The organism is Flavobacterium psychroterrae (genome assembly GCF_018380615.1).
GTDB classification, from domain to species: Bacteria; Bacteroidota; Bacteroidia; order Flavobacteriales; family Flavobacteriaceae; genus Flavobacterium; species Flavobacterium psychroterrae.
In genome coordinates this window covers 25,874-42,113 of sequence record NZ_JAGYVZ010000001.1, presented here as the reverse complement: position 1 = coordinate 42,113, position 16,240 = coordinate 25,874, and the positions used below count along the sequence as shown (strand labels likewise).

Below are 16,240 nucleotides of genomic sequence, written 5' to 3'. Positions count from 1 at the left end.
TTCCCAAAGGAGTTACGCAAAGTTTTTGTCAATAGGGCCGAAATGACAAAAAACGAAAACAATAAAATAAACAAAATGAAAACGGAAGAAATTAAAAAGCAAATTGCAATTTTAGGAGGAGGACCCAGCGGACTGTTTATGTATAAAAGACTGGTTGAATCCGGAAAAACAAATTTTGAAATCGATATTTATGAGCGAAAAAGTACTCTTGGTGCAGGAATGCCCTATAGTCCTGAAGGGGCAAATGATGAACATGTAACGAACGTATCAGATAATGAAACTCCGGGAATTGTGAATTCAGTATCAGAGTGGATTTTGACTGTTCCTGCAGAAGTTCTGGAACGATTTGCAATTGATCTGGAAAGGTTTACAGAATACAAAGTATTACCGAGATTATTGTTTGGATATTACCTTGCAGATCAGTTTAAATTATTACAGTTAAAAGGCGATGAAGCAGGAATAACAACGAGAGTTCATTACAAAAGCAATGTTTTGGACATTAGTTACAACGAACATGAAAAAGAGGTTTGGGTGGAAACAGTTACCGATAAAAAGAAGTTTGATTATGTAGTAATTTGTACCGGACACAACTGGCCTGTGCGATATGAAGGAAAAGTAAAAGGATATTTTGATGCACCATATCCGCCATCAAAATTGCTGTTGAAACTAAATCATGCTGTTGCGATAAAAGGCTCGTCTTTAACTGCAATTGACGCGATTAGAACGCTTGCCAGAGAAAATGGTTTGTTTACAAAAGATGAAAATGGAAACTTAAGTTTTCAAAACCATGCCGAAAGTCCGGACTTTAAAATGATAATGCATTCGCGAAGCGGTATGCTTCCGGCGGTTCGATTTCATCTTGAAGATTCACATCTTAATAATAGTTCGCTTTTAACGGAAGAAGAAATAGAATTGCACAGAAAATCAAATGACGGTTTTTTGTCTTTGGATTATGTATTTCAAAAAGATTTTAAAGATATTTTCCAGGATAAAGATCCGAAGTTTTATAACCGAATTAAAGATCTGAGTATTGAGGATTTCGTGGTTGAAATGATGGAACTTCGTGAACGTCTTGAACCGTTTCAGCTTTTAAAAGCAGAGTATGTTCAGGCTGAAAAATCCATAAAAAGACAAGAATCTGTTTACTGGAAAGAAATGTTGGCGGTTTTAAGTTTTGCAATGAATCATCCTGCAAAATACCTTTCGGCAGAAGATATGCAGCGGCTTCAAAAAGTGCTTATGCCTTTGATTTCGATTGTAATTGCCTTTGTTCCGCAAAAATCCTGTGTTGAGTTATTGGCGCTTCATCATGCCGGGGTTTTGGATATTATTCCTGTTGGTGCAGAAAGTTCGGTAGAACCACAAACTGATGGAGGAATTGTATATCATTTTTCGGATGAAGAAAATAATCCCAAATCGGTTTATTATGAAACTTTTGTTGATTGTGTTGGTCAGCCACATTTGTCTTACGCCGATTTTCCCTTTAAAAGTTTATTATCACAAAAGGCAATTACGCCTGCAAAAATAAAATTTAAGTCAAATGAAGTGGGTCACATCGCTTTTTCGGAAGGAAATACTTCAATAGAAAAAGACAGTACAGGAAGTTATTTTTTGAGTGTTTCAGGAATTGCAATCAATGATAATTTTCAAATTATTGATCAATATGGCGCTTATAATGAAAATCTCTATATTATGGCGGTTCCGTATATTGGCGGATATAATCCTGATTATTCCGGACTGGATTTTTGCGAAGCGGCGTCGTTGCGTATTTTGAATAGTATGAATATTAGTTAAAGTGTTGATTTATTGATAATTTGGGTATGTTGAAAGATTTTATCTTAAAAAAAAAGTAAACACAGTCAGATTTTATTTCAAACGGTCGAAAATAAGCCATTTTAAATTTAGAAAATAACAAGAAAAACTTTCTCAAGATTTCTTTCTTCTTTTAATTATAAGGTATTATTTATTATTATATTTGTTTACGAAATCACAAAAATACCATAGCAAATGCAAAAGAATGTTTTAGGGAGCTTGAAAAAGCACGAAAGCAAATTATTAGATATCTGGACCAGACTATTATTAGAAAAAGGTTCAACTGATGGTTCAACAGAAGAAGAAGAATCAAAAGAATTTACTTCACTTTTATTAGACGCTTTGTCAAAAGGCAACGCTGATGATTTTAACTCTAAGGAATTCGACAAAGTTTATGATTTAATGATGGGTATTTCGAGTTCAAGAGCAAAACGCGGTTTTTCACCTCGTGAAAATGCTCAATATCTTATTTCATTTAAAGAAGCAGCTTCTCAAATTTTATCAGAAATAGAGAAAGATCCCGCAAGTTTGTATGATGCTAATCTGCAATTAGGAGCTTTGGTTGATAATATGACCATCATGACTTTTGAAGCATTTATGAGAGGACGTGAAGATGTTATTTCACGACAAATTGACGAAATCAGCGAGATCTCAACTCCGGTGATCAGAGTTTGGGATGGCGTTGTAGCTTTGCCAATTATAGGAACACTTGACAGTTCAAGAACTCAGGTTGTAATGGAAAATCTTTTACAGCAAATTGTAGACACAGGAAGTTCAATTGCTATTCTTGATATTTCAGGAGTACCTGCTGTTGATTCGCTTGTGGCACAACATCTTATCAAAACAGTTAGCGCAACACGATTAATGGGAGCAGAATGTATTATTAGTGGTATTCGTCCGGAAATTGCCCAAACGGTGGTGCATTTAGGAATTGATCTTACCGGAATTATTACAAAAACATCTCTGGCCAGCGCTCTTCAGACAGCTTTTGAAATGCTTCAGCTTACTGTTGTGAAAAGAAAATAATCAAATACGATTAATCAAATATGGAAAGAATTCCTATACTTAAGATGGGGGATTTCTTACTGGTTACGATACAAGTAGATTTGTACGATCAACTGGCAGAAAATCTTGAATCTGACTTAATAAATACTATCAATAAATTCAGCTCTAAAGGTGTATTAATTGATATATCTTCAGTATCAATAATTGACTCTTTTATGGGCCGTATTTTAGGCAACATAGCGGTGATGTCAAAAATTATGGATGCGCAAACAGTAGTAGTGGGTATGCAGCCCGCAGTCGCTATTACACTTGTTGAACTTGGGTTATCATTAAATGGTGTAATTAGTGCACTTAATGTTGAAAAAGGCATGGATCTTCTTCGCGCAAAAATGTATAATGGCGGTAACGAGGAGTTTGCAGATGATAACGACAACGAATAAAGAAGAAGTACCAATTGTAAAAGAACAAGATGTGGTACCATTGCGTAACCGCGTGCGCGATTATGGCATTAAGGTAGGAATGAGTATTTTAAATCAAACCAAATTAATAACAGCTACAAGCGAACTTGTACGTAACCTTTTGAAATATGGAGGTGGCGGTAAAGTCATTGTAGAGGAGGTTAATAATGGCAGAGATTATGGAGTACGAGTAACCTTTATTGACAATGGACCAGGAATTGTAGATATTGATCTAGCTATGAAGGACGGATACAGCACAGGAAAAAGCTTAGGATTGGGATTACCCGGAACGAGAAGATTAGTTAATGAATTTAATATTCAGACAGAATTAGGAAACGGAACCACCGTGACCATAATAAAATGGAAAAATGGATAATACTTTTTCCAGTTGTAAAATTGATGACAGAAGCCTTATTGCTTTTATAAAAAGGGAAATACATAATCTTGCTCTTCAAATAGGTTTTACTCCACATCGCGCTGCCGAAACAGATATTATTGTTGCAGAACTCACTTCAAACCTTATTAAATTTCCCGGACGCGGTGAACTTTTATACCGAAGCCATCAAACCGATGGTAAAAACGAGATCGAGATATATTGTCTTGATAATGGTGCGGGAATTGATAATGTGTTTAAAATCATGAGCGATGGCTATTCAACTTCAAATACGTTGGGTCAGGGTTTAGGCGCTATAAAAAGATTAAGCAATGATTTCCAGATCTACTCCATGAAAGGCTGGGGTACGGTTCAATATGTAAAAATTCGTGATCACGCAGATTATCAGATTCCTCCTCCGGGTCCGGGTTTGAATTTTTCGGCTTTGAGCGTAAATTATCCGGGTGAAAGAGTTTGTGGAGATGGTTATTTTATAAAACATTCACCAAAAGGATTTCAGATCTTAGTAGGAGACGGTTTAGGTCATGGATCAAATGCTAATGAAGCGGTTCAACTCGCCATAAAAGCTTTTCAGCAATCAAAAGCAACAGAAATCACTGTTATACTGAGGGGAATTCATGAGGCTGTTAAAAAAAGCAGAGGATTGGTTGCCACAATAGCAGCTGTAGATTATACAACTGAAACATGGAATATTTGCGGAATTGGTAATATCAATACCCGAATTTATAATGGTCTGGACAATAAGACTTATACACCGTACAATGGTATTTTAGGACACAATATTCCCAGAACACTGAATAGCACAACAGTTCCTTACCAAAAGCATCAAATAATTATTATGCATAGCGATGGTTTGAGAACACGATGGAATCTTAATGATTTAGTTTCGATTATAAAACAGAAACCCAGCTTAATTGCTTCCTCATTATTAAAAGATAATATCAGAGGTACAGATGACGCAACTGTTTTAGTAGGAAAAATAAATTAAGAGCAATGAAAGAGGTAGTTAAGATAAATTTAGATAATGAAATGGACCTAATTCTGGCCCATAAACGATCTATGAAGATAGCAGAGATGTGCGGAATGCCTACTTCTGCTCAAACTAGATTTTCTACTGCCGTATCTGAAGTTGCAAGATGTTCTATCGCCAACGGAAAAGATTCAGTACTTACATTGGGTATTAATGTTATTAAAGCCACACAAAAAGAAATTGTTGCCATCCTTACGGATACTGTAGATTTGAAGAGAAGCAACCCTGAAGCTTTTAAATATGCGGCAAAAATTTCAGGTAATATTGAGTATAGTTTTGCTGATAATTATTCTATTACCAAATTAAGCCATCCAGTTAGTTCGCCTGGACTTTTATCTGATGCGAAAATAAGAACGCTTGCCGATTATTTTAAATATGAACCACCTGTTTCTCCTTATGATGAGATCAGGAAAAAGAATATTGAGCTTATCGCCCTTTCTGAAAAACTGGGAGAAAGTGAAAACCGTTACAGACAATTAGCGAACACAATTCCGGTTTTGATTTGTATTGTAAACGATCGAAATAATATTTTACTGGTCAACGATTCGCTGAAACAAATTCTGAAAGCTCCATTTCTTAATTTTGATAAAAGAGAAATAAGTTCTTTTATTCATCCTGATGATGTAAATCATATAATGGATAACTGGAGTAAAGTGAAGAAAAACCGATCACAGTTTTCAGGTGAAACAAGAATTAAAAGCGGTTCATCATACCTTTGGTATTTGATATCAATTATTCCTAATCCTTCAGAGGACGGGACTTTGAATAACTGGCTTATCTATTTTGTTAATATAAATGATCAAAAAAAGGTTGAAGAAACGCTTAAAAACAACTCTGAATTAAAACTGATCCAGAGCGAATTAGAAAATGCAAATTCAAAACTGGTTTTTAAAAATAAAGAACTACAGCAATTTGCTTATATTGCTTCTCACGATTTACAGGAACCTTTGCGAAAAATAATGATTATGTTGTCCAGAGCCGGAGAACATTTATCAGAAGAGCAAAGAACTCAATATTATTTTGATAAAATGACGAGCGCTGCAGGACGAATGTCCAGTTTAATTGCTGATGTTCTTAATTATTCGCGCGTAGACAATAAAGAATTAAAGTTTACAAAAGTAGATCTTAATGAAGTTGTTAGAGAAACCCTCAGTGATTTAAGCCTTGTTATTGAAGAAAAAAATGCAACTGTAAATATTGGTGAATTACCGGTTGTTTCCGGTTTGAATGGTCAGTTGCGTCAGCTTTTCTTTAATTTAGTCAACAACGGCCTTAAATTTAATAGTGCAGAACCAACCGTAACAATTGCCTCGGGTGAGAGAGCAGGAGATTCTGCAGATAATTTTAGTCCTGAAGGCAATTATCACGCTATTACAATTGCTGATAACGGCATCGGGATGGATAGCGAATATTCAGGTCGAATTTTTGATATGTTCCAGCGTTTGCACCAACGTGATCAATATGGCGGCAACGGAATAGGTCTTGCACTTTGCAAAAGGATTATCGAAAACCATAACGGAATTATCAATTTTACAAGTCAGCCTGAGAAAGGAACCACGTTTTTCATTTATCTTCCTAAATAATTTCGGCTTTATTTATAAGGCAATTCAGAAATAGATCTTTCTTATACTGAAAAAAATGAGATAAAAAAGCCCTTTTAGATAGAAAAAAATAATCTCGCAAAGGCGCTAAGACGCAAAGTTTAAACACAATATTGTCATTTCGACCAAAGAGAGAAATCACAGAAGAAACTCCGTTGCTATTGTCACTAATTTTGTCGAATATAGGATGTGATTTCTCCCTCTGGTAGAAATGACAAAAAATAAGTTTATTTCAATACAAATCCGTTTTCATTTAAAGCTTCGGCAACTTTAATTACAACTTCAGAACGGTGTTTTCCGTCCGTAACAGTTTTATCGGTTTTAACCCAATATCTAATAATTACCTGAACAGTAGTTCCGGTAATTCCGGCAACCACAGCAGAGTTTGAATATCCTTTGTCAATTACGGCATTATCTGTTTTCATGACTTCAGTAATGATCTCAATCGCTTTTCTGTAATCTGATCCATACTCTAAACCTATTGTAAAATCTTGTAGCAAATATCCTTCGCTATTAAAATTGACCAACGTGTTTTTTATCAATAAAGCATTGGGAATGTAAATGTTTTTACTATCGCTTTTAATTTGTGTATCACGTAAATTAAGCGCCACAACTTTTCCTTTTACACCATTGCTTTCAATAATATCTCCTACAGAAAACGGTCGTTTAAATGCCAGCAGAATTCCCGCTAAAAAGTTCTCCCCAATATCCTTAAGCGCAAATCCTATTACAAAAGCAGATATTCCGGCACCAGCCAAAACACTTTGGGCAACTCCGGTTAAACCGATGACACGAAACATAAATAAAAGACCTATAACAATTAGAACTGCTTTTACAAGGTTTGCAATAAAAGTAGCCAGTAAAGGATCGTGCATTTTTGTTTGTAACCTTCGGTCTGTAAAAACTTTGACGCGAGAGGCAATAAACCATGAGATTAAAACCACTAGTATTGCCAGTAAAATTTTTGGTGTTATGTCAACAAGACCATAATAATATCCTTCAACATGTTTGAAAATGTCACGCAAGAATTCTTCCATAATAATATTATTTTTAGTTAAAAGGAAATAGTTTGCAGGTTATACAAACAATTAGTTTTTTAGTGTTTTTATTTTTTTTCGGTTTTACCAGACTTTGCATCATTAAAGTCAATTGATCCCTCAACATCTTTATCAAAAGCCTTTATAAATCCGTTTTTAAGAATATTTATAATTGCCGTCCAGGTAAATTTTTCAGCTCCATTAACATCTCCTTTTAAAGGAATTTTTGTTGCAAGACGATCTTTAGGCTGGTTGGTAACAACTTCTGCCGCTGTGCCTACAACAAGTTCCCAGATTCGTTTTAAAAAAGGACGTTTTTTCTCTTTTGGAGTATCCGGCGTTAAATCGATAATCTTTATATTTTCTAAAACCGGTTTTACATAACCATTGTATTTTCCATCTGCCATCGCCATTTCTGTAGAAACATATAATTGTCCGCGCTTAAAAGTAAAGCTGGCATACGCATCTGTAAAATCTTTAAGATACGTTAAATCCATGCGCTCCAGTTCCATATTAAAGTCAAAATCAGGAATGTCTTTTAAAGCATTTAGTTTTGCATTACCTTTAATTTTTCCGTTTCCGCTTGTATTAGCTGTTAATATTACTGTGGAAGGAAGTTTATTGTTTTTGTCCTCAACATTTCTCAAATTTCGTGCAGTTGCAGTTACTTGTTTGGCGGCAATATCAATTTTAGGTTTTGATGTCAGATCAATATAATGTACTTCCCCGTTTATTATTTCAACATAATTGATATTAACAGGCGACAGTTTTTTTATGGTTGTAATAAAATCATTATTACCTCCGGCTTCAACTTTATTTCCTTTTTTAATGAAATTTAAAACTGGATTTTCAACTGAAAATTCTCCTACGAAAGCACCTTTTAAAAGTGATTTCCATTCAATAGAAATATCAATTCCCTTAGCAAGAAAAAGGTTGTGTTTTTCCGTTGTCAATTTTGTCAATTACAAGTGTATCAATACGATAAGCACCGCGGTATAAATGAATGTCAACATCCTTAATACTGCCTTTATAGCCTTTTAAATCTGCTAAAGCTTTATTAGCATAATGTAATGCTACCGGTTCCAATGCAAAATTGATTGCAACCAGCAAAACTGCTATTCCAGTAATAATGAGGCCTGTTTTTTTGTATGGATTCATCCCTTTAATTAAAATTTTTCCTTGTTTTTGTAAATTTAACAAGCCAATTTTCTACTATTTTACACGATAATTTTATTTTTTTACATAATCATTACTGAATATGTTTTAATGCTTTGATTTGAAAAAAAGACTATTTTTATTATATTTGATATACGAAATTTACCAATATTCTATTCATAGATGACGATGAGGAAGATCTACAGATTTTCCAGGCTGCGCTTGATCACATTTCAAGTACCGTAAAATACAATTACTTTACAGATGCACGTAAGGCATTGAACGAGTTGCGATTGGGAAGTTTAACAACACAGGCTATTTTTCTGGATTTGAATATGCCTTTAATGAACGGTCATGAATTTTTGGCGCAGTTAAAACAGGAAGAAAAATTAAAGGAAATTCCTGTAATTATATTCACAACCTCATCAGACAGCTCTATCAGGGAAATGACAATTTCTATGGGTGCTGTCGATTTCCTGACTAAGCCTAATGATTTTAAAGATCTTATAGCTTTGCTAAAACCCTTTATATTTTAAAATAAACAGATGCCATTGACTGATTCCAATTTATATTTCCTTCGTGGCGGAGGAGAAATGGGTGAATATACCAGAAACTACAATTGGTCTGCAACCGAGATTGGTTCACCTGATCAATGGCAACAAAGCCTTCGTACGATTGTAAGTACTATATTAAATTCTAAATTCCCCATGTTTTTATGGTGGGGTGAAAATCTTATACAGTTTTATAACGATGCCTACAGACCAAGCCTTGGTAATAACGGCAAACATCCTCAGGCATTAGGTTCTAATGGTGTAGATACCTGGTCTGAAATCTGGCATGTGATTTATCCACTTATAAAGCAGGTTTTAAATGGGGGAGAATCAACGTGGATGGAAAATCAGCTGATTCCTATTTACAGAAACGGAAGTCTGGAAAACGTTTACTGGACTTTTAGTTATAGCCCGGTTTTTGATGATTCCGGCAAAATTGGCGGCGTTCTCGTTACTTGTACAGAAACTACAGATGCCGTAGTTCGTTTGCAACAGCTTAATGAAGCAAATAATCAATTGCAATTGTCATTAGATTATAATATTGCAATGCATAATATTCAAATTGAAAAAGATCTTAAGTTCAAAAATGTGACTAATATGTCGCCGGCGGGACTTTGGCTGGCAGATAAAAATGGTTTGATGACTTACGTAAATAAAACATTATCAGACTGGACAGGATTGCATTATAAAGAAGTTTTGGGTGATGCATGGCCGGCAGCTATTGTTGAGGAAGATCGTAATACTGTCTTTGAAGCATTCACAAAGGCTGTAGCCGAAAAATCACATTATGATGTACAGTTTCACTTAAAAAAGGGAGATGGATCAATCATTAAATGCCACGCTGCGGGAGATCCTTTTTATATGCCCGATGGGGAATTAGGGGGATATGCGGGTTATTGCATGGATATTCAGGCACTTGTAGAAGGGCAAGAGCAAATTAACGAAAGCGAACAGCGATTTTTTAACTTAACTCGTCAGGCAACTGTTGGTATAATAGTGCTGACAGGCGACAATTTAAAAGTAAATATTGTCAATGATGCCTATGCGGGTTTAATAGGACGCAATGTTGAAGATTTATTAGATAAAAATCTTTTTGAAATTATTCCTGAAGCCGAAAGCACATTTCGTCCCATAATTGAAAAGGTAAGAGTTACAGGTGAGGCTGTTTATATCTACAGAACTTTTTATTCCGTACAGGTTAATGATACAAAAAAAGAGGGATATTTAAATGTAATTTATCAGCCTTACAGAGAAATTGATGGTAAAATTACGGGTGTAATTGCCATGTGTCGGGATGTAACGGAACAGGTACAGGCACAAATACAAATTGAAGAAAATGAAAGGTTACTGAGAACCGTAATTGAAAAAACGCCGGTTGCGACCGCTCTTTTTTTACGTGAAAATCTTGTTATTGCACTGGCAAATGAAGTAATGGCCGGGTATTGGAAAAAAGGAAACAGCATAATAGGAAAACCCTACCGCGAAGCCGTACCGGAGTTACACAATCAGGGATATTTTGAAATTCTTGAAAATGTATTTGAAACCGGAATTGAATATCATGCGACAGGATCACAGGCTGATATTGAGAAAGACGGAAAAATTACAACCCAATATTTTAATTATTCTTATACGCCGCTTTTTAACGAAAGCGGAGAAGTTTACGCTGTCCTAAACATGGGTTATGACGTGACTGATAGTACTATCACAAAAAATTTATTGGAGGAAAGCAGGCAAAAACTCCTTAATTCCTTCGAAAATTCTCCTGTAGGAATCGCCATTATCAAAGGTGATGATCTAGTATTTGATATGGCGAATACTTTTTACAGCTCTCTTGCAGGCAGAACAGTAGAAGAACTTACCGGAAAAGCATTATTAGAAGCGTTGCCTGAGCTTGAAGGTCAGGGATTTGATACAGAACTGAGAAATGTAATGGCCACCGGAAAAACCTTTACTGCAAAAGAAGCGCCTGTATCACTTATACGGAACGGAAAAACTGAAGTTATTTACATCGATCACAGTTATCAGGCTCAAAGAGATGCAAACGGCGAAATCCATAGTGTTTTAGTGGTCGTGATTGAAGTTACCCAGCAGATTTTAGCAAGAAAGAGAATCGAAGAAAGTGAAAAACGTTTTCGATCCTTAATTGAAGAAGCGCCCGTAGGAACCTGTTTATATGTTGGACCCAATATGCGAATTGAAATTGCCAATAAGATCATTATGAATTATTGGGGACGCGGACCTGAGGTAATTGGTAAAAATATGATTGATGTATTTCCGGAAACAGTTAACCAGCCGTTTCCTGAAATTCTGAAAAGAGTATACGAAACAGGGGAAATTTATGAGCAAAAAGGAGCAAAAGCAAATTTGATGATTCAAGGTACTTTAAGCACTTTTTATTTTGATTTTACCTACAAACCTTTATTTGATTCTGATGGTAAAGTATATGCAATTCTGGATGTAGCAACGGATGTTACAGATCAGGTAAAAGCAAGCCGCCAACTGGAGAAAAATCAGGAATTTATTCGTAAAATATTCTATAATTCGCCTGTAGCTAAATTAGTTTGTGTAGGCAAAGGAATGATTGTGCGCGAAGCAAATGAAAAAATGCTTGATGTATTAGGATGTGATGATTCTATAGTAGGAAAATCTATTATGGAAACGATTCCTGAACTTAAAAATAATATTCTGATTGAAAAATACCTTGAGGTCCTTAGTACTGGAGAAACCTGTAATGAAATTGGGGAACGCATTGATCTTAATAAAAACGGAAAACTCGATATAGGCTATTATGACTATACCTTTAAACCTTTGTTTGACGACCACGACCTTCCTTATGGTGCGATTTTTATTGTTGTTGAAGTAACAGATAAAGTTTACGCAACACATAAACAAGAACAAGCCGAAGCAAGTTTAAGAGATGCGATCGAACTGGCACAATTGGGTACATGGAGTATTGATGTGGCAACAAATGGTTTAACTTATTCCAACCGTCTTATCGAATGGTTTGGTTATGATCCATCTAGTCGTAATTATAGTCAAGTAATTCCTATTCTTGCTGATGAAGACCGTGATCGTGTTGCTAATGCTGTCGCGTGGGCTTTGAAACCGGAATCAGGAGGTATTTATGATGAAACTTATACAGTAATACATCCTAAAACAGGACAAAGAAGAATCCTTCATGCACAAGGAAAAACTATTTTTAATCTTGAAGGAAATCCAATTCAAATGAATGGATCAGCGCAGGATGTGACGCTGCAACATGAAGTACAAATGGCGCTTGAACAGCTGGTACAAACCCGAACAGAAGAATTAGATACCGTAGTTGAAGACTTAAAGCAATCTAATGTGCAACTTTTACATTCTAATGCAGAGTTGGCTCAGTTTGCTTATATAGCTTCTCATGATTTACAGGAGCCGCTTCGAAAAATTAGTACTTTTTCGCAGTTACTGGAATCGAGTCTGGATGAAAGTGCTTCAGTTAAAGCTCAAAAATATATTGAGAAAATCATGCATTCGGCAATCAGAATGAGAACTTTGATCAATGACGTACTTAATTATTCAAAACTTGCCAAATTCGAAGAGGAATTTACTGAAGTCAATCTAAACGAAATAATCGACAATTTAATATTGGATTATGATCTTTTGATGGAAGAAAAAAATGCAAAAATTCTGGTAGAACCTTTACCTGTTATACAGGCGAATCCGTTACAGATGACTCAGCTTTTCCGAAATCTTATCAGTAATGCATTAAAGTTTTCTAAAGAAGATATAGCACCATTAATTACCATTAGTTTATTGCCTGTTCTTGATGAGGATATTAAATCACTTTCTTTGAACCGATCTATTCAGGAATATTGCAAAATTCAGATTAAAGATAACGGAATTGGTTTTGAACCTGAATATTTTGAACGTATTTTTAATATTTTCCAAAGGCTGCATCCTAAAACGTCATATGAAGGAACAGGAATTGGGCTTGCAATGTGCAAAAAAATAGTACAAAATCATGGTGGCGATATTTTTGCCGAAGCTATTCCAGAACAAGGTGCAGTTTTTTCGATTGTCCTGCCTTTAGTTGGAAAGATAAAAGCAAAAAACCATTAGCATTACTAATGGTTTTTTTATAAAAAATACTGTAAAAAGAATTTAATCTTCTCCCCAGCATAAAAGTTGATCTCTTGTAGACTTGTATCCTGAAGTAACAGTTTCAGATTGCTCTACAATGTTTTCAGCATTCTCATTAGAAAAATTTTCGTTTTGATCGTAGTTGGTGTAGATGTTAGTTTTCATGATAGTAGATTTTAAGTTTGTTTGAGTGTATAGTATTGTAAATGAGATTGTAATATTATAATTTCCTTTGGGAATTGGTACAAAATTAGAAATACAACACATATTTTGATTTATATAATTTTTTTCGATAGTTATATAATTATCACTTTATTAACTGTTTATGAGTGCGTTAACTGTAAATGCATGCTGTTAGAAATAGTTTGTTAAAATTTCATGGAGATTAGAAGTTAACGCTATTTATAAAATTGCAGTTATTTTAAAGGATAAGAAGCTAAAATTAAATAAGCAATTATGATAATGCTCATTGCAATTATTACAACCGTTAAAAAAGTCAACAATACCGTTGAATGCAAATATTTTCCTTGCTCTAAAAGTTGATTGGTTTTCTTATAACGAAAATAAGAAAGTAAAATAGTAATTGCGCCAGTTAGCACAAGTCCAATCCCAATTAGAATTGTTGATACATTTTTTGGCAAATCAGGTTCCTGAAAAAATCTTGATGGCAAATGATTGACAAATAAGGAAAATTTCACAATCACAAATCCAAAGACCATAATACCAATCCCGGTTCTGATCCATGCGAGGAAAGTTCTTTCATTAGCCATTTGGTCATTTGCAATACTTTGATCTTTGTTATTCATATTATCTATATTATTTATGGATTACTTTTATATTATGAGACAGATTGTAATAATTCGATAGTTTTCTGCTGCATTAATATGGCCGAACTTATAAAATTCGCCAAAAAAAGTATCGATTTTTAAACTTTAATTTTTTCAAAATTAACTTTCACGGCAGTAAGAAATTTATATAATTTCACCACAATGTTATACAATTAATTTGTTGTTAGTGCTTGATAATTAAATGTTTAAATGATGTAAAACTCAGGCTTAATAATATAAGAATGTAAGAACTGTGTAATAGTACATTTGATAAACTAATAATTAAAAAACTATATCATGAAAGATTCAAATACTACAGCGGCAAAAAAAACTACTGCTGCAACAGCATCAAAATCAAAAACGACGACAGCGGCTTCAAAATCAAAAACTACAGCTGCTTCAAAAACTACAGCATCAAAGTCTACAACGCCTAAAGGAACAGTAAAAGCGAAAACATCTGCTGCTGAAGGTTTAAGAGAATTATTTGTAGATTCATTAAAAGATATCTATTGGGCAGAAAAAGCACTTGTGAAAGCGCTTCCAAAAATGGCTAAAAATGCATCATCTCAAAACCTTATCGATGCAATCAATGATCATTTAGCTGTAACACAAGGACAGGTAACAAGATTGGAACAAGTTTTTGCATCTGTAGGAGAAAAAGCTGCAGCAAAAAAATGTGACGCTATGGAAGGTCTTATTAAAGAAGGCGAGGGAATCATGGAAGAAACGGAAGTGGGAGCTGTAAGAGATGCAGGAATTATTGCAGCATCTCAAAAAATTGAGCACTACGAAATCGCTACTTACGGAACTCTTGCTGCTTTTGCTAAAACTCTTGGTGAAGATGAAGCTGTTTCACTTTTAACAGAAACTTTAAACGAAGAAAAAGAAGCTGATATCACATTAACTGAAGCTGCTTATAACACTATTAATTTTGATGCAACAGAAGAAGAAGAAAAATAATTTTCTGACACTCAATCAAAAAAATTAAACCTGCGACTAAAATCGCAGGTTTTTTTATGTATTAAAGTATCTTCTTTAGAAAATTGAAATGCAAAATTCGTATTAAATAAAGCAATCATTTAAAAAACAATAATAATGTAAAAAAATGACCAAAAATAATTTAACACATAATAATGTATTAAAAGGTGTATAAATAACATTTAATTTTTGTTCTAATGCATATTGTTTGTTAAATTTGTAAGTCTAGTAATCTTAAAAATGTAATGCGATGAGTGATTTTACACTATTTTATACAGATGATGATTATGATGATTTGAGCATGTTTGCCGATGCACTTGAATGTATAGGCAAAAAAATATCGCTTCACACTTTTGACTCCGCTGATAAATTACTGAAAACACTTCAAAATCAGCCAATAATTCCTAATATTCTCTTTTTAGATTTGAATATGCCCGGAAAAAATGGTTTTGATGTTTTAGAAGTATTGCGATCAGACAAAAATCAGGCTTCGATTCCAGTTATTGTATATTCAACAGCTATGGATAATGCCGTTATTAAACAATGCCTTGAAGCGGGAGCCAATTATTTTATGACAAAACCAATTTTAATGCAGGATCTTGTTGAATGTATTGAATATGCTTTATCCATTGATTGGAAACATTTTAAAGCAAACCTTAATAATTTTGTTTATAAAGGACCCAAAGTAAAAACTGCAAAAAACAATTAACTGTTAGATATAATTATTTTACACATAGTTCCGATAGCTATCGGAACTTATATTTTTTAGCTAAAAAAGGCATTTATTAATTAAAAATCCTTAAAGCTGGCTCTGTCAAATTAAAAGTCGTTTTTTGTTTATCCATTATTTACAGGATTAAAAAAGAGTAAGATGTTATTGATTATTACCCTGAACCCAAAGTAAAGCTTCATCAAAAGCTTCTTTTTTGTAACCTCTAAATTCACCGGGAACCACATAACTGAAAGCATTCGTAAAAGAAATAGCATTTTCAGAATCTGTTACAATGGCGGCTCGATTCCATTTTCCAAAATGCTTCAAACCAATAAAAGCATCTTCAAGCCAGGCTGTTGCCGCAAAATTTTCAAGGTCAGTATCGATTAAAAAGAGAAAATTAATTTCGTTGATTTGTTCTACCAATTGTTTTACAGCCGGAGCAATAATAGTTTTATAATCGTTTGCAGTTACGTCGCCAAGAGCCCGAAAAGCTACTACGTTTTGCGGTGCATGAATAGTTTGTATCATATTTCGTGATGTATAAGTGTTTAATTG

General features: G+C 34.3%; 16 protein-coding genes. 10 read left to right on the top strand and 6 right to left on the bottom strand.

All coding sequences use genetic code 11. The features are described 5' to 3' along the window. Nucleotides 1-75: 75 nt before the first annotated feature. The 6 genes from KHA90_RS00160 to KHA90_RS00135 all read left to right on the top strand — a co-directional run bounded on the left by KHA90_RS00160 (nt 76) and on the right by KHA90_RS00135 (nt 6,282). On the top strand, nt 76-1,794 hold the full coding sequence (locus KHA90_RS00160; protein WP_213293539.1) for an FAD/NAD(P)-binding protein: 1,719 nt from the start codon (nt 76-78) through the stop codon (nt 1,792-1,794). A 213-nt stretch (nt 1,795-2,007) separates the two neighbouring features. Further along, nucleotides 2,008-2,838 (top strand): STAS domain-containing protein, encoded by an 831-nt coding sequence (locus tag KHA90_RS00155; RefSeq protein ID WP_213293537.1) that lies wholly within the window; start codon nt 2,008-2,010, stop codon nt 2,836-2,838. A 20-nt stretch (nt 2,839-2,858) separates the two neighbouring features. Then, nucleotides 2,859-3,257: an STAS domain-containing protein gene (locus tag KHA90_RS00150; RefSeq protein WP_213293535.1), complete on the top strand. Its 399-nt coding sequence runs from the start codon at nt 2,859-2,861 to the stop codon at nt 3,255-3,257. Further along, nucleotides 3,238-3,651, top strand: coding sequence for an anti-sigma regulatory factor (locus KHA90_RS00145; RefSeq protein ID WP_213293532.1), 414 nt, complete (start codon nt 3,238-3,240; stop codon nt 3,649-3,651). Before KHA90_RS00150 ends, KHA90_RS00145 begins: the two co-directional genes overlap by 20 nt. Continuing rightward, nucleotides 3,644-4,657, top strand: coding sequence for a SpoIIE family protein phosphatase (locus tag KHA90_RS00140; protein ID WP_213293529.1), 1,014 nt, complete (start codon nt 3,644-3,646; stop codon nt 4,655-4,657). Before KHA90_RS00145 ends, KHA90_RS00140 begins: the two co-directional genes overlap by 8 nt. A 5-nt stretch (nt 4,658-4,662) precedes the next feature. Next, nucleotides 4,663-6,282 carry a sensor histidine kinase gene (locus KHA90_RS00135; RefSeq protein ID WP_213293526.1) on the top strand — a complete coding sequence of 540 codons (1,620 nt, stop codon included), beginning with the start codon at nt 4,663-4,665 and terminating at the stop codon, nt 6,280-6,282. A 245-nt stretch (nt 6,283-6,527) separates the two neighbouring features. On the opposite strand, the gene KHA90_RS00130 is transcribed toward KHA90_RS00135, so the two are convergent. From KHA90_RS00130 to KHA90_RS00120, 3 genes are all read right to left on the bottom strand, one after another. Next, complete coding sequence (locus tag KHA90_RS00130; RefSeq protein ID WP_213293523.1) at nt 6,528-7,337, bottom strand: mechanosensitive ion channel family protein; 810 nt, start codon at nt 7,335-7,337, stop codon at nt 6,528-6,530. Nucleotides 7,338-7,405: 68 nt separating this feature from the next. After that, nucleotides 7,406-8,290 carry a DUF748 domain-containing protein gene (locus KHA90_RS00125; protein ID WP_213293520.1) on the bottom strand — a complete coding sequence of 295 codons (885 nt, stop codon included), beginning with the start codon at nt 8,288-8,290 and terminating at the stop codon, nt 7,406-7,408. Then, nucleotides 8,256-8,495 (bottom strand): hypothetical protein, encoded by a 240-nt coding sequence (locus KHA90_RS00120; RefSeq protein ID WP_213293517.1) that lies wholly within the window; start codon nt 8,493-8,495, stop codon nt 8,256-8,258. Before KHA90_RS00120 ends, KHA90_RS00125 begins: the two co-directional genes overlap by 35 nt. A 167-nt stretch (nt 8,496-8,662) precedes the next feature. On the opposite strand from KHA90_RS00120, the gene KHA90_RS00115 reads away from it, so the two are divergent. After that, on the top strand, nt 8,663-9,028 hold the full coding sequence (locus KHA90_RS00115) for a response regulator (RefSeq protein WP_213294336.1): 366 nt from the start codon (nt 8,663-8,665) through the stop codon (nt 9,026-9,028). A 9-nt stretch (nt 9,029-9,037) separates the two neighbouring features. Then, the gene (locus tag KHA90_RS00110) at nt 9,038-13,144 is read left to right on the top strand and encodes a PAS domain-containing protein (protein ID WP_213293514.1); all 4,107 of its coding nucleotides are present in this window, start codon (nt 9,038-9,040) and stop codon (nt 13,142-13,144) included. A gap of 42 nt (nt 13,145-13,186) precedes the next feature. Here KHA90_RS00110 and KHA90_RS00105 read toward each other — a convergent pair whose 3' ends face one another. Both KHA90_RS00105 and KHA90_RS00100 read right to left on the bottom strand, forming a co-directional pair. After that, complete coding sequence (locus tag KHA90_RS00105; protein WP_213293511.1) at nt 13,187-13,330, bottom strand: hypothetical protein; 144 nt, start codon at nt 13,328-13,330, stop codon at nt 13,187-13,189. A 251-nt stretch (nt 13,331-13,581) separates the two neighbouring features. After that, entirely contained in the window at nt 13,582-13,971 is a 390-nt protein-coding gene (locus tag KHA90_RS00100; RefSeq protein WP_213293509.1) for a YidH family protein, read from the bottom strand. 318 nt (nt 13,972-14,289) lie between these two features. Here KHA90_RS00100 and KHA90_RS00095 point away from each other — a divergent pair, with 318 nt between their 5' ends. Further along, nucleotides 14,290-14,952 carry a YciE/YciF ferroxidase family protein gene (locus KHA90_RS00095; protein WP_213293507.1) on the top strand — a complete coding sequence of 221 codons (663 nt, stop codon included), beginning with the start codon at nt 14,290-14,292 and terminating at the stop codon, nt 14,950-14,952. 268 nt (nt 14,953-15,220) lie between these two features. Further along, nucleotides 15,221-15,679 carry a response regulator gene (locus KHA90_RS00090; protein ID WP_213293505.1) on the top strand — a complete coding sequence of 153 codons (459 nt, stop codon included), beginning with the start codon at nt 15,221-15,223 and terminating at the stop codon, nt 15,677-15,679. A 165-nt stretch (nt 15,680-15,844) separates the two neighbouring features. Here KHA90_RS00090 and KHA90_RS00085 read toward each other — a convergent pair whose 3' ends face one another. Next, a complete protein-coding gene (locus KHA90_RS00085) occupies nt 15,845-16,213 on the bottom strand; it encodes a SpoIIAA family protein (RefSeq protein ID WP_213293503.1) in 369 nt (122 codons plus the stop codon). Nucleotides 16,214-16,240: the final 27 nt, after the last annotated feature.

Coding starts and splice junctions, on each gene's coding strand:
- KHA90_RS00105 (WP_213293511.1), bottom strand. CDS start 13,330: ATGAAAACTAACATCTACACCAACTACGATCAAAACGAAAATTTTTCT.
- KHA90_RS00160 (WP_213293539.1), top strand. CDS start 76: ATGAAAACGGAAGAAATTAAAAAGCAAATTGCAATTTTAGGAGGAGGA.
- KHA90_RS00150 (WP_213293535.1), top strand. CDS start 2,859: ATGGAAAGAATTCCTATACTTAAGATGGGGGATTTCTTACTGGTTACG.
- KHA90_RS00090 (WP_213293505.1), top strand. CDS start 15,221: ATGAGTGATTTTACACTATTTTATACAGATGATGATTATGATGATTTG.
- KHA90_RS00130 (WP_213293523.1), bottom strand. CDS start 7,337: ATGGAAGAATTCTTGCGTGACATTTTCAAACATGTTGAAGGATATTAT.
- KHA90_RS00100 (WP_213293509.1), bottom strand. CDS start 13,971: ATGAATAACAAAGATCAAAGTATTGCAAATGACCAAATGGCTAATGAA.
- KHA90_RS00085 (WP_213293503.1), bottom strand. CDS start 16,213: ATGATACAAACTATTCATGCACCGCAAAACGTAGTAGCTTTTCGGGCT.
- KHA90_RS00145 (WP_213293532.1), top strand. CDS start 3,238: ATGATAACGACAACGAATAAAGAAGAAGTACCAATTGTAAAAGAACAA.
- KHA90_RS00140 (WP_213293529.1), top strand. CDS start 3,644: ATGGATAATACTTTTTCCAGTTGTAAAATTGATGACAGAAGCCTTATT.
- KHA90_RS00120 (WP_213293517.1), bottom strand. CDS start 8,495: ATGAATCCATACAAAAAAACAGGCCTCATTATTACTGGAATAGCAGTT.
- KHA90_RS00110 (WP_213293514.1), top strand. CDS start 9,038: ATGCCATTGACTGATTCCAATTTATATTTCCTTCGTGGCGGAGGAGAA.
- KHA90_RS00155 (WP_213293537.1), top strand. CDS start 2,008: ATGCAAAAGAATGTTTTAGGGAGCTTGAAAAAGCACGAAAGCAAATTA.
- KHA90_RS00095 (WP_213293507.1), top strand. CDS start 14,290: ATGAAAGATTCAAATACTACAGCGGCAAAAAAAACTACTGCTGCAACA.
- KHA90_RS00135 (WP_213293526.1), top strand. CDS start 4,663: ATGAAAGAGGTAGTTAAGATAAATTTAGATAATGAAATGGACCTAATT.